The sequence below is a fragment of the Streptomyces sp. NPDC053673 genome, assembly GCF_055585225.1.
On record NZ_JBVJKN010000001.1, the window covers coordinates 179,068 to 197,501 of the forward strand.

At 71.7% G+C, this 18,434-nt stretch carries 21 protein-coding genes and 1 pseudogene; 14 read left to right on the forward strand and 8 right to left on the reverse strand.

Annotated elements, in window-relative coordinates; all coding sequences use genetic code 11:
* The first annotated feature begins 40 nt into the window (after window positions 1-40).
* From ACZ6ZQ_RS00845 to ACZ6ZQ_RS00875, 7 genes are all read left to right on the forward strand, one after another.
* Window positions 41-1,474, forward strand: coding sequence for an amino acid permease (locus tag ACZ6ZQ_RS00845; protein WP_469766393.1), 1,434 nt, complete (start codon window positions 41-43; stop codon window positions 1,472-1,474).
* 93 nt (window positions 1,475-1,567) lie between these two features.
* Complete coding sequence (locus ACZ6ZQ_RS00850) at window positions 1,568-1,918, forward strand: hypothetical protein (protein ID WP_469766394.1); 351 nt, start codon at window positions 1,568-1,570, stop codon at window positions 1,916-1,918.
* Window positions 1,919-1,998: 80 nt separating this feature from the next.
* A complete protein-coding gene (locus tag ACZ6ZQ_RS00855) occupies window positions 1,999-2,166 on the forward strand; it encodes a hypothetical protein (protein ID WP_469766395.1) in 168 nt (55 codons plus the stop codon).
* A gap of 214 nt (window positions 2,167-2,380) precedes the next feature.
* Entirely contained in the window at window positions 2,381-2,833 is a 453-nt protein-coding gene (locus tag ACZ6ZQ_RS00860) for a DUF3093 family protein (protein ID WP_469766396.1), read from the forward strand.
* Window positions 2,834-3,014: 181 nt separating this feature from the next.
* Complete coding sequence (locus ACZ6ZQ_RS00865) at window positions 3,015-4,199, forward strand: caspase family protein (RefSeq protein WP_469766397.1); 1,185 nt, start codon at window positions 3,015-3,017, stop codon at window positions 4,197-4,199.
* Entirely contained in the window at window positions 4,196-5,485 is a 1,290-nt protein-coding gene (locus ACZ6ZQ_RS00870) for a hypothetical protein (RefSeq protein ID WP_469766398.1), read from the forward strand. The genes ACZ6ZQ_RS00865 and ACZ6ZQ_RS00870 overlap by 4 nt, the downstream gene beginning before the upstream one ends.
* Window positions 5,486-5,582: 97 nt before the next feature.
* On the forward strand, window positions 5,583-5,951 hold the full coding sequence (locus ACZ6ZQ_RS00875; protein WP_469766399.1) for a hypothetical protein: 369 nt from the start codon (window positions 5,583-5,585) through the stop codon (window positions 5,949-5,951).
* Here ACZ6ZQ_RS00875 and ACZ6ZQ_RS00880 read toward each other — a convergent pair.
* Window positions 5,941-6,750 (reverse strand): helix-turn-helix domain-containing protein, encoded by an 810-nt coding sequence (locus ACZ6ZQ_RS00880; protein WP_469766400.1) that lies wholly within the window; start codon window positions 6,748-6,750, stop codon window positions 5,941-5,943. The genes ACZ6ZQ_RS00875 and ACZ6ZQ_RS00880 overlap by 11 nt on opposite strands.
* 48 nt (window positions 6,751-6,798) lie before the next feature.
* Between ACZ6ZQ_RS00880 and ACZ6ZQ_RS00885 the strand changes: the two genes are divergently transcribed.
* Together ACZ6ZQ_RS00885 and ACZ6ZQ_RS00890 are read left to right on the forward strand one after the other, a co-directional pair.
* The gene (locus ACZ6ZQ_RS00885; protein ID WP_453664879.1) at window positions 6,799-7,104 is read left to right on the forward strand and encodes a 4a-hydroxytetrahydrobiopterin dehydratase; all 306 of its coding nucleotides are present in this window, start codon (window positions 6,799-6,801) and stop codon (window positions 7,102-7,104) included.
* Between the two features lie 62 nt (window positions 7,105-7,166).
* Window positions 7,167-7,904, forward strand: coding sequence for a class I SAM-dependent methyltransferase (locus tag ACZ6ZQ_RS00890; RefSeq protein ID WP_469766800.1), 738 nt, complete (start codon window positions 7,167-7,169; stop codon window positions 7,902-7,904).
* Here the strand turns inward: ACZ6ZQ_RS00890 and ACZ6ZQ_RS00895 are convergent.
* Both ACZ6ZQ_RS00895 and ACZ6ZQ_RS00900 read right to left on the reverse strand, forming a co-directional pair.
* The gene (locus ACZ6ZQ_RS00895) at window positions 7,870-8,355 is read right to left on the reverse strand and encodes a hypothetical protein (protein ID WP_469766401.1); all 486 of its coding nucleotides are present in this window, start codon (window positions 8,353-8,355) and stop codon (window positions 7,870-7,872) included. The two genes, ACZ6ZQ_RS00890 and ACZ6ZQ_RS00895, sit on opposite strands and share 35 nt — an antisense overlap.
* On the reverse strand, window positions 8,352-8,834 hold the full coding sequence (locus ACZ6ZQ_RS00900; RefSeq protein ID WP_469766402.1) for a hypothetical protein: 483 nt from the start codon (window positions 8,832-8,834) through the stop codon (window positions 8,352-8,354). Before ACZ6ZQ_RS00900 ends, ACZ6ZQ_RS00895 begins: the two co-directional genes overlap by 4 nt.
* A 39-nt stretch (window positions 8,835-8,873) precedes the next feature.
* Between ACZ6ZQ_RS00900 and ACZ6ZQ_RS00905 the strand changes: the two are divergent.
* Window positions 8,874-9,845 (forward strand): annotated as a pseudogene (locus ACZ6ZQ_RS00905) (helix-turn-helix transcriptional regulator); the annotation flags it as partial.
* Window positions 9,846-10,475: 630 nt separating this feature from the next.
* Here ACZ6ZQ_RS00905 and ACZ6ZQ_RS00910 read toward each other — a convergent pair.
* Complete coding sequence (locus ACZ6ZQ_RS00910; protein WP_469766403.1) at window positions 10,476-11,324, reverse strand: Rossmann-fold NAD(P)-binding domain-containing protein; 849 nt, start codon at window positions 11,322-11,324, stop codon at window positions 10,476-10,478.
* 120 nt (window positions 11,325-11,444) lie between these two features.
* Here ACZ6ZQ_RS00910 and ACZ6ZQ_RS00915 point away from each other — a divergent pair, with 120 nt between their 5' ends.
* Together ACZ6ZQ_RS00915 and ACZ6ZQ_RS00920 are read left to right on the forward strand one after the other, a co-directional pair.
* Complete coding sequence (locus tag ACZ6ZQ_RS00915) at window positions 11,445-12,419, forward strand: AraC family transcriptional regulator (protein WP_469766404.1); 975 nt, start codon at window positions 11,445-11,447, stop codon at window positions 12,417-12,419.
* Window positions 12,420-12,446: 27 nt separating this feature from the next.
* A complete protein-coding gene (locus ACZ6ZQ_RS00920; RefSeq protein ID WP_469766405.1) occupies window positions 12,447-13,328 on the forward strand; it encodes a class I SAM-dependent methyltransferase in 882 nt (293 codons plus the stop codon).
* 125 nt (window positions 13,329-13,453) lie between these two features.
* Here ACZ6ZQ_RS00920 and ACZ6ZQ_RS00925 read toward each other — a convergent pair whose 3' ends face one another.
* From ACZ6ZQ_RS00925 to ACZ6ZQ_RS00940, 4 genes are all read right to left on the reverse strand, one after another.
* Window positions 13,454-14,506, reverse strand: coding sequence for a YeiH family protein (locus ACZ6ZQ_RS00925; RefSeq protein ID WP_469766406.1), 1,053 nt, complete (start codon window positions 14,504-14,506; stop codon window positions 13,454-13,456).
* The gene (locus ACZ6ZQ_RS00930) at window positions 14,506-15,072 is read right to left on the reverse strand and encodes a cysteine dioxygenase family protein (protein ID WP_469766407.1); all 567 of its coding nucleotides are present in this window, start codon (window positions 15,070-15,072) and stop codon (window positions 14,506-14,508) included. Before ACZ6ZQ_RS00930 ends, ACZ6ZQ_RS00925 begins: the two co-directional genes overlap by 1 nt.
* Window positions 15,073-15,235: 163 nt before the next feature.
* Window positions 15,236-16,141, reverse strand: coding sequence for a LysR family transcriptional regulator (locus ACZ6ZQ_RS00935; protein ID WP_469766408.1), 906 nt, complete (start codon window positions 16,139-16,141; stop codon window positions 15,236-15,238).
* 111 nt (window positions 16,142-16,252) lie between these two features.
* Entirely contained in the window at window positions 16,253-17,089 is an 837-nt protein-coding gene (locus ACZ6ZQ_RS00940; RefSeq protein ID WP_469766409.1) for an aldo/keto reductase, read from the reverse strand.
* A 256-nt stretch (window positions 17,090-17,345) separates the two neighbouring features.
* Here ACZ6ZQ_RS00940 and pqqA point away from each other — a divergent pair, with 256 nt between their 5' ends.
* Window positions 17,346-17,456, forward strand: coding sequence for a pyrroloquinoline quinone precursor peptide PqqA (gene pqqA / locus ACZ6ZQ_RS00945; RefSeq protein ID WP_469766410.1), 111 nt, complete (start codon window positions 17,346-17,348; stop codon window positions 17,454-17,456).
* A gap of 11 nt (window positions 17,457-17,467) precedes the next feature.
* Complete coding sequence (gene pqqB / locus ACZ6ZQ_RS00950; RefSeq protein ID WP_469766411.1) at window positions 17,468-18,373, forward strand: pyrroloquinoline quinone biosynthesis protein PqqB; 906 nt, start codon at window positions 17,468-17,470, stop codon at window positions 18,371-18,373.
* Window positions 18,374-18,434: the final 61 nt, after the last annotated feature.

Here is an 18,434-nt window from a genome sequence, read left to right on the forward strand (position 1 = left end):
ACCATGGTCGGGTTTGCACGGAGAAAGGCGTACCACCCTCATGACCAGCACTGTTCCTCAGCACGACGCGACCACGGCCACCGCCGGGGAACAGCGCAAAGAGCAGAGCAAAGTACAGGGCGCAGAGCAGGGCAGTGAGCCGAGCAGGCACGCCCGGCGCTTCGGGCTTCCCGTTGCCACCGCTCTGGTCATGGGCAACATCATCGGCGGCGGGATCTTCCTGCTCCCGGCGTCCGTCGCGCCGTACGGGACCATCAGCCTGCTGGCCTTCGCCGTTCTGACCGTCGGCGCGATCGCGCTCGCCCTCGTCTTCGGGCGGCTCGCCGAACGCCATCCGCGCACCGGCGGTCCCTACGTCTACGCCCGCGAGGCGTTCGGCGACTTCGCCGGCTTCCTGGCCGCGTGGTCGTACTGGATCACGGCCTGGGTGTCGAACGCGGCACTCGCCGTGGCCGCTGTGGGCTACCTCGACGTCCTCGTACCGCTCCATGACTCCACGCCCGCGACGATCGCGGCGGCCCTGCTCCTGCAGTGGCTGCCCGCCGCCGCCAATCTGGCCGGTACGCGGTACGTCGGCGCCGTCCAGCTCGTCGCTACCGTCATGAAGTTCGTACCGCTGCTGCTCGTCGCCGTCGGCGGACTGTTCTTCTTCGACGCGGACAACCTCGGCCCGTTCGAGGCGAGCAGCTCCGGCACGGTCGGCGCGCTCTCCGCCTCTGCCGCGATCCTCCTCTTCAGCTACCTCGGCGTGGAGTCCGCGGCGGTGAGCGCCGGCGAGGTCCGCGATCCGCAGCGCAATGTCGGCCGGGCCACCATCCTCGGCACCGTGGGTGCCGCGGTCCTCTATCTGCTCGGCACCCTCGCGGTGTTCGGCACCGTCGCCCATGACAAGCTCACCGAATCCACCGCGCCCTTCTCCGATGCCGTCAACGCGATGTTCGGCGGGGCCTGGGGCGGTACGGCCGTTGCCTGCATGGCTCTCGTGTCGATGGCCGGTGCACTGAACGGGTGGACGCTGCTCAGCGCCCAGACGCCCTACGCGGCTGCCCGCGACGGCCTGTTCCCGGCCGTCTTCGCCCGGAAGCGGCGCGGCGTGCCGACGGCCGGGGTGCTCGCGACCGTCGTGCTGGCCTCGCTGCTGACGGTCTACAACTACACGGTGGGCTCGGACGGCGTGTTCGAGATCCTGGTCCTCGTCACCACGTTCACGGCGACCGTGCCGTATCTGCTGTCCACGGCCGCGCAGATCTACTACCTGGCATCGGGCCGGTCGCACCGCGTCAGCCGGGCCCGGCTCGTACGTGACGGGGTCCTCGCGGCGGTCGCCGCCGGCTTCTCGGTGTGGCTGGTCGCCGGGTCGGGTTACGCGGCCGTCTACCAGGGTGTGCTGTTCCTGTTCGCCGGAGTGCTCGTCTTCGCGTGGATGTCGGCGCTGGGCCACCGGGCGGCGGCGCGGGCAGGGGATTCGGCCTAACGGACGTCCCCCGGAAGAGCGCATTACCGGCCGCGGACGGCGAGGCGGGGGTGGATCGCGGGCACAGGTGGCATGTCCAGGAGGTTGTGCCCCGTGAACCGTCCCGTGCGCTGTGCCGATCGTGTCGTGCTCGCCGTCCTGATGGCGCTCGTCGCCGTACTCGGTACGAAGGCGGGCGCCGCGGCCGTCCCGCAGCTCGGCGCGGAACGCACGTCGCCGGCGTCCTCACCCGCCGATCCCGCAGGTGAGGTACCACAGGACACGTCCGAGACGGAGCAGCCCCCACCCGGCCGGGCGGAACAGCGACGCGGACCGGCCTGCGGGCGGGACGCCGCCGTGATCACGGACGCCGCAGCGCCCGGCGCGTATCCGCGCGCCCCGGCCGCGGCCGGGGCGCCGCCGCCCGCGCCACCCGTCACGAGGTTCGTGGTCCTGCGTTGCTGAGGAGCCGTACGGGGCCGGCACCCGAGGTGCCCTGTCCCGCTCCGGACGCTCATCCCCTCAGCACACGCAAGGAGACAGCCATGCCCATCGACCCCTACGCCGCCCTGAACGCCATGATCCGTGCCGAGGTCGCCCGCACGGGCCCCGCCGTGCACGGCGCCCCCGGTTCAGCCGCCCGAGAACCGGAGCCTCCTGAGCCCGCCGAAGCGGACGACGGGCCCGAGCCCGGGACCGACAGGGCCCGCTGACCCGGCACTGCCGACGCAACCGCCGCCGAGGCCCCTGCCCCCGGTCCGACTTGCTTTCGGGTCCGACGCCTTCGGGTCCGACCCGCTTTCCGGTCCGCCACGCCGCCGGGCCTCCGCCGCGTTCGCCGCATCCGTCGGACCGTCCGGCGGATGCGGCGACGGCCGACCGGGCCCCGTCCCGCCGACGCGACAGCCGGCATGGCACCATCGGCTCATGACTGCCTATCAGGAACGCCTCGTCGTACCTGTGCGCTGGTGGCTGCTCGCCTGTGCGGCCTGCCTCGCCGTCGCTCTGACGGTCGCCCCGCTCGGCACCGGACCCGCACTGGCGGCTGCCGCGGCGAGCGCCGTGCTCCTCACGGCGGGACTCGTGAGCTACGGCGCGGCGCGCCTGCGTGTCCAGGACGGCGTTCTGATCACCGACGGCCTGGCCGTGCGGGTGGAGCGCCTCGGCTGGGTCGAGATCCTCGACGAGGACGAGGCGCTGGAGTGGCGTACCTTCCGGGCCGGCCCGCATGCGCGTTTCGCCCTGCGTGCCTACATCCCGACGGCGGTCAGGGTCGAGGTCGCCGATCCGACGGTGCCCTTCCGCTATCTGTACGTGTCCACCCGGCACCCCGTGCAGGTCGTGCGGGCGATCAACGCCGCCAGACCGGTTGTGCGCTGAGCCGCTCGCGGCGGGCGGCGACGGAATCCCGAATCCCCGGCCGGCCGACGGAAATTCCGGATCGTCCGGCCATCGGCATACGGAATGCCCCGCGTACCCCACGGACTGCCCCGGCGGTATTCGTGTCATATACATGAATAAGGTTGCCGATTATCCTGTTGGTGACGCTAGCGGAGGATCGATGGCTGGTTTCACGATCCACGACGACCCCGGCATCACCCCCGGCACCCACGCGCTGGTCATCGGTGTCGGCACGTACCCGCACCTCGCCGGTGGCGAGAAGCCGGTGGCCAATCCGGACGGGATGAGGCAGCTGTCCTCCCCTCCCGTCTCGGCTCGTGCCTTCGCGACCTGGCTGCGCGCCGATTACCACCATCCCGGCAAGCCCCTGGCCAGCCTCGCCCTTCTGCTGAGCGAGGAGGAACCCGCCCCGTTCACCGATCCGGAGACGGGTACGGACCACTCCGTCGCATTCGCCGGCATCGCCAACATCGTTGAAGCGGTCAAGGAATGGAAGGGGCGCGGCGAGAGCCATGAGGACAATCGTCTCGTTTTCTACTTCTGTGGCCACGGCGTCTCGCAGGGGGACGACATGTCCCTTCTCGCCGCCGATGTCTTCACGGACGAGGGCAATCCGCTGGGCGGCGCGCTGGACTTCAAGAACCTGATGAACGGGCTCAAGAATTGCCGGGCCAGTCAGCAGGTGTTCTTCGTGGACGCGTGCCGCGCGAGTTCCGATGTGCTCATCGAGCAGAGCGGCGGTTTCGCGGGCCTGGTGCCGCTCGGGCCCGGGAGCCGTCCGGCGAACCTGCCGAGGCGGCTGCACATCCCCTACTACGCCACCCTGGCGGGGGACCGGTCACATGCCCGCCCCGGCCAGGTCAGCCTGTTCACCCAGGCGCTGCTGAAAGGTCTCGACGGCGTCGGCAGCGACGATCCCGAAGGCGACTGGCGCGTCACCACGGCCGGTCTGCACGTGGCCATCGACCACTACATGAAGCAGCCGGTGTTCGCCGACGCGCTCACGGGCGTTCAGGTGCCGACGGTCGGTGAGTTGCCCGTGTTCGACCTGCATGAGCTGCGCGGCCTGCCGGTCGTTCCGGTCTACGTCACCTGCGTACCGCCCGAGCAGAACGCGATCGCCGACTTCACCTGCCGTCGGGCGGGGCAGGAACACCTGCGGCGTGCGGCCGCCGAGGCCGATGACGAGCACCCCGACGGAGAGTGGGCGATCGATCTGGTACTTGGCGACTATGAGTTCGAGGCACGGCTGAGCGCCCAGGACGTGCGGAAACTGGCGAGAGCCGTACGCCCGCCGTTCCGCCGTGTGCCCCTGGCGGCGCCGCCCGAGGCGGTCCCGCCATGACCGCCACCGCGATTCTCAGCGTGAGCGTCACCGTGCTCACCTACGAGCACGACCTCGCCGGCGGGGCGCGGATCGTCGGCAACATCTACCCGGCCGACGCCTCGGGAGCCGGGCTGCGCAATGTCGTCCTCCCTTGCGGGTCCGGAGTCAGGCCGGCCCGGTACGAGGTCGAGCCCGGCCGCTATGTCGTGTCGGCGACGCTGCCCTCCGGCGTCGTCCTCAGCGAGGACGCCGAAGCACGGGAGGGCGAGGAGACCCCCGTCGTTCTCGACGCCTCCGAATCGCCGTACGAGACGCACGCCTGGCAGTACCTCATGGGCAACATCGAGTCCGGTCCCGTCTACCACGGCCCGGCGACGGCCCCCGTTCCGCGCTCGACGGGGTCGCGCTACATCGACACCGGCCTTCAGCAGGAGGCCGCCCCGGCCCCGGGCGGGTCCGTCAAGGCCACCTGGATCAGCGACGCCACACCGGAGAGCTGGACCTTCGAGGCGATGAACACGCTGATCGCCGAGCCGGCGGACGCCTCGATCGCGGACGAGGTCGCGGCGGCGCCGCACTACGTCCTCCCTCGCCCCGACGAGACCGACGGCACCTCGCATCTGTTCCGCTTCGGCGGGACCAAGCTGACCGGCCCGGTCGGCTGGCCCACCGGGCGCCGGCAGTTCCTGCTCGTCGAGATGGCGGGCACCGCCCACCTCGTGACCCTGCCGGTGCCGTGGGGCTCCGCGAGGGTCGAGATCCTGGTCAACGCGCGCCAGAGCCCGACCGGCAGCCCCGTCGCCGTGACGGTCCGCGACCGTGCCGTGGGGGCGGGTCTGGCCTATATGGCCCGGGGAGCCCTCGACCTGGCGGCGGCACTCTTCACCGATGTCGAGGCGATGCTCTTCGGGGAGCGACGCAACCGGCTCGCGGCCACCGCGGGCGGCTACGTCCTGGTCGGCACCGACCTGGCGGACGGACCGAGGCCCTGGGATCCCTTGCTGGTCAGTCTGCGCGAACGGTACCCCTGGATGAGCGACGGCTCGGTGCTGTGGGCGGTGCGGCAGCTCCGCCGGGCCACGACGCAGGCCGACAGGGACACGGCCAGGGCCGGGCTCATCGAGGCTTACGACCGCGGCGTGCCCCTCTACACCCTCGGCCTGAGCTGGCTCATCGACGGCCTGTCCGAATTCCCGGACGACCCGGAGTGCGTACGCCGGCTCGGCCGGGCGCGGCAGTTGTCCTGGCGGGTGGACATGCGGGAACCGTTCGTCATCGTCAACGCGCGCAGGGGCCTCACGTGATACGGCTCAGAACGCTGCCTGGCGAGGACGGCGACTGTCTGCTCCTGGAGTACGGAGACGGTGACTTCACCCGGCGCGTTCTCGTCAACCGCAGACGTTGCTGCGCCGCTTCCTCGCTCTCGACGCCGTCGTCACCGGCGCCAACGGGCTGGCGTATCTCGCGGCTTCCGGACCCCTTGGGCGACTGCTCGGGGTCGACGCGACCCTGCTGCTGGAACTGGGTGTCTTCCTCACGCTGTTCGCGGCGGGCGTCGGCTTCCTCGCCTCGCGGCCGCAGCCGCCCGTCGCCCCCGTCAAGCTCGTCGTCGACGCCAATGTGGCCTGGGCGGCGCTGAGCATCGTCGCGCTCCTGCTGTGGCTGGAGCCCAGCGCCGCCGGGACCATGTGGATCCCGATGCAGGCCATGACCGTCGCCGGGTTCGCCGCACTGCAGTGGTCCGCGCTGCGTGCCGCGGCTACGGCGTGAGGGACTGCAGGTACTTCACCGTCGCGGGGTCGGCCGGGAGGAATGTCTCGATGGCCAGCTCGGCGACGGTGACATCCATCGGGGTGTTGAAGGTGGAGATCGACGACACGAAGGACAGCACCTGGCCTTCGTGTTCGATCTGCAGCGGAAGCGCGAAATAGGGGCAGGGAACCGGGTCTTCCCGGTCGTCGGGGCCGCCGCCCGTCTCCGGGAGGGGATACGCGGCCACCTCCTCGTACAGCTCACGCAGCGTCTCGGAGCGGGCCAGGGCGATCTGGCGCTCCATCTGGGCCAGCAGATGCCCGCGCCACTCCCGCAGGTTGCGGATCCGCGGAGCGAGGCCCTCAGGGTGCAGCGTGATCCGCATCGCGTTCAGCGGGGGAGCGAGCAGATGTTCAGGGAGGCCCTCCAGGAGCATCGCGATCCCCCGATTGGCCGCCACCACCGTGTACGTGCCGTCGACCACGAGCGCCGGGTACGGCTCGTACCCGTGGAGCAGTCGATCCAAGCCCGCGCGCAAGGACTCCAGCGACGGGTCGTCCAGCGGCGTCTGTGCGTATCGCGGTGCGTAACCGGCCGCCAGCAGCAGCGCGTTCCGGTCGCGGACCGGCACATCCAGATGCTCCGCGAGCCGCAGGATCATCTCCTCGCTCGGTCGGGACCGGCCCGTCTCGACGAAGCTGATGTGGCGGGCGGAGGAATCGGCGCGCAGAGCCAGTTCCAGCTGACTCAGCCTGCGCCGCTCCCGCCAGCCGCGCAGCAGTGGCCCTACTCCCGTGTCGGGCGCGACAGTTGTCATACGGAAACCGTAACGTCGCACGGAGACAACCCGGAGGGAGCCTCGCTCATGGCCACAGAGCCGCTGTCGCAGAAGGAGATCGAGGACAGACTGCGCGAACTGCCCGGCTGGTCCCAGGAGGGCGACCGGATCGCCCGTACGTACCGGCTCGGCACACATTTCGCCGCAACCGCGCTGGTCGTCCACGTCGCACAGATCCAGGACGAGCTGAACCACCACTCGGATCTCACCCTGGGCTACAACACGGTCAACCTCACCGTGAACACGCACGATGCGGGCGGCGCGATCACCGAACGCGATTTCGAACTAGCGCGCCGCGTGGAAGCCGCCGCCCCGAACCATGGTGTGAGCTGACCGTGCTGCACGACGACGAGACCCGCGAGACGGCGGGGGCCGTGGGCGCCGGCCGTGACACGCTGCTCGACTACGACGTGGAGGCCGCCGTCTACGACGCCACCCGCGGCGGCGTGCCCCGGGCCGCGGCCGCCGCCGCGGCCGTACTGTCCCTCGTCCCGGACGCCGCCCGCGCGCTCCTCGACATCGGCTGCGGTACCGGGCTGGTGACCGAGCGGTTGACCCGGCCGGGGCTGCGGGTACTGGGCGCGGACTCCTCGCCCGGCATGGCCAGGAAGGCAGCCGGCCGGGTCGCGGGTGTCGTCCTCGCCGATGTCCGCAGGCTGCCGCTGCCCGACGCCTCGGTGGACGCGGTCAGCGCGGTGTGGCTGCTCCATCTGGTCCGGGACGCCAGGGCCGTCGTGGCCGAGGCGGCGCGTGTGCTGCGCCCCGGCGGGGTGTTCGTCACCACCGTCGACAAGGACGCCGGGCACGACGTGAGCAGCGACATCGACGCCGTCCTCGCCCCCTACCGGACTCCCGAGGCGTACGACCGCGCCGACCGCATCGAGGCGTTCGGCGCGGCGCACGGTCTCGGCCCGGCAGGTGAGACCCGCTTCACGGGCCATGGTCAGGGCCGGTCGCCGCGCCGCACCGCCCAGGCGCTGCTGCGCGGCGAGTACGCATCCCGGCTCACGGCCCGTGGTCCGCTCGCCGAGAAACTCGCCGCGGAGCTGTCCGCCCTGCCCGACCCCGACGAGCCGCGCCCCGACCCCCGCTTCCGGCTCATGGCGCTGCGCCGTCCCGGCCCGTCTTCGTGAAGTCCATGACCCAGTTCGTCACCCACGTCCCGCCGTCGTCCACCGAGAACGCCTGTTCCCAGCGGGCCGTCGTGTCCGTGATGCCCGACCACACGAAGCGGACCACGACGTCCTTGCCCGCGTAGCTGTCCCGGCCGTGGAAGACGCCGGTGCCGTCCGGCCCGAACCGCCCCACCACGGGCGGGTCGAGCCGCCCGGTCCTGTTGCTCGACCAGTTCAGCGACCACTCCTCGCGCTCGGGGTCGTACAGCCTGAGCGTCAGCCCGGAGAAGCCCTTGGTGGGGAAGTCGATCTCGTCGAAGTGCGCGGCACCGCCGAAGTGGGTGCGGCCCTCGGTGGTGCCGTCGAACTCCTCCCAGCCGCTGTCCGGGTCGAGGAAGTCGAGGAGACGGCGGTTGCGGACGTCCCAGCGGCCGGTGAGGAAGCCGAAGCCGTGCGTGTCGTTGCTCATGTGCGGTCTCCGGTGGTGCCGTCGGGCAGTGAGTCGGCGAGATAGGCGTCGAGGTCCGGGCGGCCGGGCGCCAGCATGTGGCGGACCCAGGCGTCCCGCTCGTGGAGGATCGGCGGCAGCTCCCAGACACAGCCGATCCACGGCCGGCCGGTCACCTTGATGAAATGAGCGGGATCGCGGTCGGGGCAGCCGAGGACCGGCTGGCCCGCCGCCGCGCCGCCGAAGTGCAGGACGTTGTCCCAGACCCAGCTGTACGCGTTGAGGTAGGCGCCGTCGTCGGCGCCGCGGTGCAGCACGACGAAGGTCGCGGGCGGGGTGCCGTCCGGAGCGGGGAGCAGCTCGGGGAGGATCTCGTACGCCGCCTGCTCGACCCGGGGATCCATCCCGGCCGGGTCGGCAGTGACGTGGTAGCGCTTGACGCTGCGGCCGGCCGCCTCGACGGGCGGCAGAACCCGCAGCAGTTTCTCTGCGAAAGCCATGGCTGGACGGTAAGGGCGCTTCACTGACACCTTGTGTCAGTGAAAGCCGGGCGACTTCTCTCGATCCTGCTGCTGCTCCAGACCAGGGGGCGGATGACCGCGGCCCAGCTCTCCGAGGAGCTGGAGGTCTCCGTACGCACCATCTACCGCGACGTCGAGTCGCTGCACCTGGCAGGAGTGCCGCTGTACGGGGACGCCGGTCACGCGGGCGGATACCGGCTGCTCGCCGGCTACCGCACCCGGCTCACCGGTCTGAGCGCCGGTGAGGCGGAGGCGCTGTCGTTCTCCGGAATTCCCGGGCCTGCCGCCGAGCTGGGACTCGGCGCCGAACTGGCCGCCGCGCAGCTCAAGCTGCGGGCCGCCCTGCCCGATGGCCTGCGCGCCCAGGCGGACCGGATGCGCGCACGGTTCCACCTCGACGCGCCCGGCTGGTACGCCGAGGACGACGAAGTCCCGTATCTGCCGCAGGTCGCGGACGCGGTCTGGCACAGCCGGGTGCTCGACGTCCGCTACCGCCGCTGGAAGGAGCCGACGGATGTTGACCGGCGTCTTGAACCGTACGGTCTCGTGCTCAAGGCGGGGCGCTGGTACGTGGTCGCCGGGCCGGGGCCGCGTACGTACCGCGTGGACCAGATCCTCGGACTCACGGAGACCGGCGAGGAGTTCGCCCCGCCCGAGGGTTTCGACCTGGCCGGGTACTGGCAGCGCTACCAGGACGAATTCCACGCCCGGCTGCACCGCGACGAGGCGGTCGTCCGGCTGTCCCCGCGCGCCGCGGCCCGCCTCGGCGGGTCGGCGGCGCGAGCCCTCGTCGCGACCGGCACGCCCGAGCCGGACGGCTGGACCCGGGCGGTGCTGCCCATCGAGTCCCTCGACCACGCGCACGGTGAGTTCCTGGCACTCGGCGCGGAGGCGGAGGTCCTGGCCCCGCCGGAACTCCGCGACCGGCTGGCCCGGACGGCCCGTGACATCGTGGCCAGGTACGGCGCCGCCGGTGAGGGTGGCGGGGACCGCTCGTCCGGCATGGCCGCTTCGCCGGAGGGTGACCCGGTGGACCGGTCCGGGCCGGCTTGCGACGATTCCGGCATGACTCACGACGACGCCCCGGACCTCCCGGCCACCCTCGCCGCTCCTGCCCGCCGCGCCCTCCTCCAGGCGGGCCACACCCGCCTGGACGACCTCGCCGGCGCCGACCCCGCCGCGCTCGCCGCCCTCCACGGCATGGGCCCCAAGGCCCTCGCCCGCCTCCGCGAGGCCCTCGCGGAGCGGGGTCTCAAGCTCGCGGACCAGTGATCCCGCCCGGGGCGCGCGACTGACCGGTCCAGGGTGTTGGTGGCGGGCACTGTCCCCACCCCGCCCTTTCGCACTGCGTCGATGTGCGGCTCCCGCGGCTCCGCCGCGTGGGGGGGGCGAAGCCCCCGACCCCCGTACGCCCTCGGGCGTGTCCTCGAACTCCCGCGAGGTGCCTTCACGCTGCGTTGTCGGACCAACGCACCAGACGCTGGGGCCCCACCCTCCGGGCGGACGGCGCTACTTTCGCAACACGCCCTCACGGGCTGGACATGAGCCCGCCGGGGGTTCCCACACGCCCGCAGGGCGCAGGGGAGATCGAGGGGCGGGGTACCGGGGGCGGAGCCCCCGTCAGGCCGACCACGCTCCCGACGCCGCCGCGTCCTTCGCATACGCCGTGAAGTCCCTCGGCGCCCGGCCGAGGACGCGCTCGACACCGTCCGTCACATGCGCGTTGTGACCGTCCAGGAGCATCACGAACAGGTCCGTGAGCCACTGCGCGTCCGCCGCCGGGAAGCCGAACTCCTGCAGCATGCTGACGTACTCCGGGCCGGAGACCGGGACGTAGCGGATCGGGCGCCCCGTGGCGCCGGAGAGTTCCTCCGCGACGTCGGCGAACGTCAGCAGCCGAGGCCCCGTCAGCTCGTAGGTCTCGCCCTCGTGGCCGTCCTCCAGGAGCGCCGCGACCATCACGTCCGCGAGGTCGTCGAGGTCGAGGAAAGGCTCTGCCGTCGTGCCCGCCGGGAAGGGGATCTCCCCGGCGAGGACGCCGGGCACCAGCGCGCCCTCGCTGAAGTTCTGCGCGAAGAACGCCGCCCGCACCACCGTCAGCGGCACCCCGGCCGCCCGCAGCGCGTCCTCCGCGTGCACCGCCTCCGGCTCACCGCGGCCGGAGAGCAGCACCAGCCGGCGCAGGCCGTGCTCCGCCGCCAGCCGCCCGAAGTCCCGCATCGCGTCCCGCGCGCCCGGAGCCGCCAGGTCCGGGTAGTACGTCACATACGCGGCGTCCGCGCCCCGCAGCGCGGGACCCCACGTCGCCTCGTCCTCCCAGTCGAAGGGGACCGCGCCCTTGCGCGAACCGGCCCGCACGGTCACTGCCCGCTCCGTGAGCCGCTGTGCCACCCTGTGGCCGGTCTTGCCGGTCGCCGCCGTCACCAGCACCGTCATCTGCAGCTTGTCCTGCTTCAGGTTCTCCGTCATGGCTCCACCTTTGCGGCTGCGGCCTGGACTCTCCATGCGGCAGAGGCTCGATTCCATACGCGTGCGTCCAGGGCCTGATCCACCCGACAGCCCTTAGGCCGACCGCCTACGCTCGACACCATGGACGCACTCGCCGGACTGCTCGACGGGCCCCGGGCCAGAGGGGCCTTTCTGCTCCGCATGGTGATGGAGCCGCCCTGGTCCGTACGCGTCGAGGACCACGCCCCGCTCTGTCTGATGTGCGTCACCCGCGGCGAGGCATGGATCGTCCCCGACAACGGCGACCCGGTACTGCTGCGCCCCGGTGATGTCGCCATCGCCCGCGGACCCGAGCCGTATCTCGCCGCCGACACCCCGGCCACGCCGCCGTACGCGCTGATCGGCCCCGGCGGCACCTGTACGACCCTCCAGGGCGAACCGCTCGCCGAGTCCATGGGCCTCGGCGTACGCACCTGGGGGAATGCCCCCGACGGCGCCACCAGCATGCTCATCGGCACCTACCAGATGGACGGGGAGGTCAGCCGGCGGCTGCTGAACGTCCTGCCCGGGCTGCTGCACCTCCCCGCGGACGTGTGGAACTGCCCGCTGATGCCGGTGCTCGACGAGGAGATCACCCGCGACGAGCCGGGCCAGAGCGTGGTCCTCGACCGGGTGCTCGACCTGCTGCTGATCGCGGTGCTGCGGGCATGGTTCTCCCGGCCCGGTGCCGAGGCGCCCGCCTGGTACCGCGCGATGGGAGACCCGGTCGTCGGCCCCGCGCTGCGGCTGATGCAGAACGATCCGGCGCACCCCTGGACCGTCGCCTCGCTCGCCGCGAAGTGCGGGGTCTCCCGGGCCGGCCTCGCACGCCGCTTCACCGAACTGGTGGGGGAGCCGCCGATGGCGTACCTCACCGGCTGGCGGCTCGCCCTCGCAGCCGATCTCCTCCGGCAGACGGACGCGACCGTCGAGGCCGTGGCCCGGAAGGTCGGCTACAGCGGCTCGTTCGCGCTGAGCGCCGCGTTCAAACGGGTGCGCGGCATCAGCCCGCAGGAACACCGCACCGGCGCCCGCACCGCAGCCGCTTTGCCGGAACAGCAACAGATCTTGCCCTGACGCGCGCCGTGCGCGCACCCTGACGCCATGAGCCCACACCAGCACCGTCACGACGGCACCGACACCACCGACATCGAATGGGACGCATTCGTCCCGCTCCTCGAACACGGCGCCGAGCTGCAACGCCCGCTGTACACCGAGGCCGCGGCCTGGGTCCGGGAGCAGCTCCCTGCCGCAGCGGTACGCCGCATACTCGACATCGGCAGCGGGCCGGGCGTGATCACCTGCCTGCTCGCCGAGATGTTCCCTTACGCGGAGGTCGTGGCCGTGGACTCCACGCCCGCGCTCCTCGAGCTGGCCCGGGCCCGTGCCGAGCGCACCGGCCTCGGCGACCGCGTCCGTACCCTCTGTGCCGAACTCCCCGGCGGTACGGAAGAGCTGGGGGAGGCGGATCTCGTCTGGGCGGGTAACTCGCTGCACCATCTTGGTGATCAGCGTGCCGCCCTCACCGGCTTCGCGCGTCTGCTGCGCCCCGGCGGACTGCTCGCCCTCGTCGAGGGCGGACTGCAGCCTCGTCATCTGCCCCGCGACATCGGCATCGGCCGCCCCGGACTGGAAGCCCGTATCGACGCGGCCAGCAGCGCCTGGTACGAGGAGATGCGCACGGGGCTGCCGGACAGCAGGGCGGAGATCGAGGACTGGCGCGCCCTGCTCGCCGCCGCCGGTCTCACCCCCACCGTCACCCGCACCTTCCTCCTGGACATCCCGGCGCCGGTGACCGATGCCGTCCGCGAACACCTGGTCTCCACGCTCACCTGGCAGCGCCACGCGCTGGAGAAGTGGCTGGACGCCGAGGACGCCGCCGTGATGGACCGACTGCTGGACCCGGACGACAAGGAGGGGCTGCTGCGCCGCCCGGACTGTTTCCTGCTGGCGGCCCGTACGGTGCACACGGCCATCCGCGGGTAGGGAGTGTCCTCGAAGTAGCGTCGTCCGCCCGGAGGGCGTGCCAGGCGCCGCCGGGCAGGCGGGACTTCGAACGCACGGCCCAGGTCCTGTCCGGGTGGCCCAGAGCCTCGGGGCGCGCTGCTGACCTACGTCGTCAGCAGTACGCCCGCGTAGGACGCCGTGGCGATCAGCACCCAGGCCGTCAGCCCGACGGCGGCGACCCGTACACCGGTGCGGGTGAGGGACGGCAGATGCACCGCGCTGCCCAGGCCGAAGAGCGCTGCGGCGAGCAGCAGTTCCTGTGCCGTGCCGGCGACGGTCAGGACGGGTGCGGGCAGCAGGCCCGTCGTGCGCAGCGCCACCATGGCGAGGAACCCGAGGACGAAGAGCGGTACCAGCGGGGGACGTCCGGCGGCGGGGGCACCTCGGCCCCGGCGTCTGGCGGCGACCACGAAGCCCGCGACCAGCGGGGCCAGCAGTGCCACCCGCATGAGTTTGACCAGGACCGCCTCGCCCAGCGCACCGCTTCCGGCGGTCTGGGCGGTGGCCACCACCTGCCCCACATCATGCACGCCCGCCCCCACCCAGCGTCCGAACTCCGCGTCGGTCAGCCCCAACGGGCCGTGCAGCAGCGGGAGTACGGCGATGGCGAGGGTGCCGCACAAGGTCACCAGAGCGACCGACGTGACGGCGTCCTCGTCGTCGCTATCGCGCACGGCGCTCACCGCGCCGATCGCGGAGGCACCGCAGATGGAGTAGCCGGTGGCGATCAGCAGCGGCTGATCACCGGGCAGCCCGAGCCGGCGCCCCAGCCACCAGGTGCCCCAGAACGTGGCGGCCACCACGGCGAGCACCATGCCCACCGTCGCCCAGCCCAGACCCAGGACGTCCGCCATGCTCAGCCGGAGACCGAGCAGCACGACTCCGACGCGCATCAGCCGCTTCGCGGCCAGTGTGAGGCCCGTACGGCACCGGCCGTGCACGCGGGTGCGCAGCCAGGGGCTGTGCGCGGCGGCGATGCCGAGCACGACGGCGGCGGTGAGCATCGGTACGGCGGGCAGTACGGAGTGCACCAGCCATGCCGCGCCCACACCGGCGGCCGCCAGCACGAGCCCCGGACCGGGGCCGGTGGCCCCGGTTGACCCTGCGGCCTTGCCGCGGGCCGCGATGCCGTGCGCGCGTGAACCGGCGAGGGCCATCAGAGGTCGGCCGGCAGGCGGTAGACGCGCCGGATGCTGGTGCCCAGACGGGAGACGTCGGCGCCGTACACATGGAGGGACAGGGCCGTGCAGGTTCCGGCGTTGCGCACGAGGTGGATGTCGCCGGGCGGGGCGAAGGCGGAGACCGCGCCGCGCGGGTTCACCACGTCCTGGGTGGCGATCAGCCGGGCCGTGTCGCCGTGCGGGACCAACTGATAGCGGCGCTCGTGCTCCTCGCCCTCATGAACGCCGGTCACACACCAGGAGACGTGGTCGTGGATCGGTGTGACCTGCCCGGGCAGCCAGACCAGGGCCACGACGGAGAAGCTGCCGTCGTGCTCGGCGTGCAGCACATGCTGGCGGTAGCACTCGGGGTCGCCCTCGCACTGCTCGGCGGTGAGCAGGTCGGCCATGCCCAGGTGCGGGACGAGCCGTTCCGCCACGAGCCGCGCCGTGGGCTCCGGTGGCAGCCCGCGGTCCACGGTCTCGCGTATCTCCGCGACGAGGGCGCGCAGGCGTGCGGTGGCCCGGGGAGCGGTGGTCGTGGCCGCGTTCGGAGGCGTCATGCAGGCAGCGTCTGCCCGCCCGCTGACACGCGTCCAAGGAGGAATGCTTGCCGGGTATCCAACAAGCGCTTATGGGTGGGATGCGAGACCGTGGGGCGCAGACGGCCGGCTCAGCGGCCGGACTTCCCCTCAGCGGCCGGGCTTTCCCTCAGCAGTCGAGCGCTCAGCAGCCGAGCTTCCGCTCGGCCACCGCCACGAGCTGGTCCAGCACGAGGGCGGTCGCGGGGATCCGCCGGTGGTCGCGGAGCACATACGCATAGACCTGACGGCGGGTGTGCGGTTCCAGGATCCGGCCCGTGACCTTCTGGTGGCAGAGGAACGACAGCACCAGCGCCGGCACCATGGCGATTCCGACCCCGGCCGCGACCAGGCTCTGCATCACCAGATTGTCGTCCGTCGTGCACGCGACATCGGGCGAGAACCCTTCCTCGGCGCAGGCGTGCAGGAAGTTGGCACGACAGCGCAGACAGCCCGCGATCCACTTCTCGTGCGCAAGATCGGCCAGACGTACGGCGCGGCGCCGGGCCAGCGGATGCCCGGTGGGGAGCAGCACGGTCAGCGGGTCCTCCAGCAGCCGGATCTCCGACAGTTCATCCGGAATCTCCGCCGACTGGCCCGGATAGCGGAAGGCCAGGGTGATGTCGCAGGCGCCCTGGGCCACGAGCCGCACTGATTCGGGTGGTTCGCTCTCCACCAACTCCACCCTGATGCCGGGGTGCTCGGCAGCAAGCCGGGCCATGGCCTCGGGAATGATGGTCGCCCCGGCGCTGGGGAACGCGCACACCCGCACCCGCCCGGAACGCAATCTCGCGATGCCGTCGATCTGCTGCTGAGCCACCGTCAGGCTGTCCAGGATCGTCCCGGCGTGCCGGGTCAGCGCCTCCCCGGCTTCGGTGAGCCGGATGCCCCGCCCGACCCGGGTGAACAGAGGTGTGCCGACATCCCGCTCCAGCGCCTTCATCTGCTGGCTGACGGCCGGCTGGGTGTAGCCCAGCGCGCGTGCGGCGGCCGAGTAGGAACCGGTCCTGACAACCTCGTGAAAGGTCTTGATGTACCGGGAGTCGAACACAGCAAAAGCATAAGCAGAAATTGGGAGCACAGAAGAATGTGCGGGCGCCGCTTTTGAGCCGACATCGGCCAGGGAGTGGCTTCAAACCAGCGTCGCCCGCCGAGCGGCAGCTCAGGCACCCATGGAGAACGTCGCCGGGTCCGGGCCGAGCCGCCGGCCCTCGTCCAGGGCGCCGAACGCCGCCAGATCGTCGGCGTCCAGCTCGAAGCCGAACACTTCGATGTTCTCCCGGATCCGGGACGGGGTCACCGACTTGGGGATCACGATGTTGCCCAGCTGCAGATGCCAGCGGAGCACGACCTGCGCCGGGGTCTTCCCGTGCTTCTGCGCGATCGCGACGATCGTCGGGACCTCCAGCAGGCCCCGCCCCTGGCCCAGCGGGGACCAGGCCTCGGTGGCGATGCCGTGCTTGGCGTGGAACGCCCGCGACTCGGCCTGCTGGAGCTGCGGGTGGAGCTCGATCTGGTTCACCGCGGGCACGACCGAGGTCTCGCCCAGCAGCCGCTCCAGGTGCGCGGGAAGGAAGTTGGAGACGCCGATCGCCTTGGCGCGGCCGTCGGACAGGATCGCCTCGAAGGCCTTGTACGTGTCCACGTACGCGTCCTTGGCCGGCAGCGGCCAGTGGATCAGGTACAGGTCGACGTAGTCGAGGCCCAGCCTGGTGAGGGAGGCGTCGAACGCGCGGAGCGTCGAGTCGTAGCCCTGATCGGCGTTCCAGAGCTTGGTGGTGACGAAGAGCTCCTCGCGAGGGATCCCGCAGGCGGCGACGGCCTGGCCCGTGCCCTTCTCGTTCTCGTATACGGCTGCTGTGTCGATGCCGCGGTAACCGGCCTCCAGGGCCGTACCGACGGCCTTCGCCGCCTCGTTGTCCGGCACCTGCCACACGCCGAAGCCGAGCTGCGGCATGGAGACGCCGTTGTTGAGGAAGATGGAGGGGACCTTGCTCACGAGCGGTCGATCCTTACGTCGTCGGGTGGTGCTCCCATGGTCAACGAGCACTCCGGCGGGGGCATTCCCGTCCGGGAAGTTGGCCGATACAGCCCCGACCTTATTGGTCGGAACCATTGACCGCGACCCGCCGTGGCGCAACTCTATTGCACATCGCTGAACGTGGTACATCCATGTGAACGCCGGGTCCTGTCCCACCACGCCCGCCCCTTGGGCAGCTCCTGAACCCCCACCTCTCAGGAAGGCAGGTACAGAAATGAAGGAGACACAGGAAACATCGGAGGAGGCGGCCGTCTGGCAGACCCCCGAGTACGTGGTCGTCGACACCGCGCTCGAGGTCACCGCCTACGCCCTCACCGACCGGTAGTCCCCGCCGCCATGCTGCTGCAGGTGCTCGGCACCGCGGCGGGCGGCGGGCTGCCCCAGTGGAACTGCGCGTGTCCCGGCTGTGCCGGGGCACGCGCACACCCGCACCGGCGCCGCCGTCACGCCTCACTCGCCCTGCGCGCGGACGAGGGGCGCTGGTACCTCGTCAACGCCACCCCCGACATCGGTGACCAGATCGAGGACGCCCCCGCACTGCGGCCCGGACCCGGACCGCGCGACACACCGGTGGCCGGGATCGTCCTCACCGACGCCGAACTCGACCACACCCTCGGCATGGCCAGGCTGCGCGAGGCCGACGGCTTCGAGATCCTCGCCACCGCGCCCGTACGCGAAGCCCTCCTCGGGCGGCTGCGGCTCGGCGACATCCTCGACCCCTACACCCGGCTCGGATGGCGGGACCTGGGGGCGGATCCACAGCCGCTCGTCAAGGGCGGCACGGTCGAGATCGACGCCGTGCCCGTCTCGGCGAAACGGCCCCGGTACGCCGCCACCGAGGACGCCCGCCAACCGGAGGACCCCGACTGGGTCGTCGCCCTACGGCTGCGTGAGACGACGACCGGCAGGAGCCTGGTCTACGCCCCCGCCCTCGCCCGCTGGACCGACGGCCTCCAGAACGCCGTCGAGGACGCCGACTGCGTCATCCTCGACGGCACCTTCTGGGACGACGACGAACCCGTACGCACCGGGATCTCCGCGAAGTCGGCCACGGGCATGGGACATCTCCCCATCAGCGGCCCGAACGGCACCGCCCGGCGGCTCACCGGGCTGCGCGCCCGCTGCCTCTACACCCACCTGAACAACACCAACCCCCTCGGGGACCCGGATGCCGCACAGCACGCGCTGCTCTCCGGCTGGGGCCTCGACGTCGCCGCCGACCGGATGGTGATCGAGCTGTGAGTACGGCAACGAACGCTGGAACGAGTACAGGACCGAGTACAGGACCGAGTACGCGCACCTC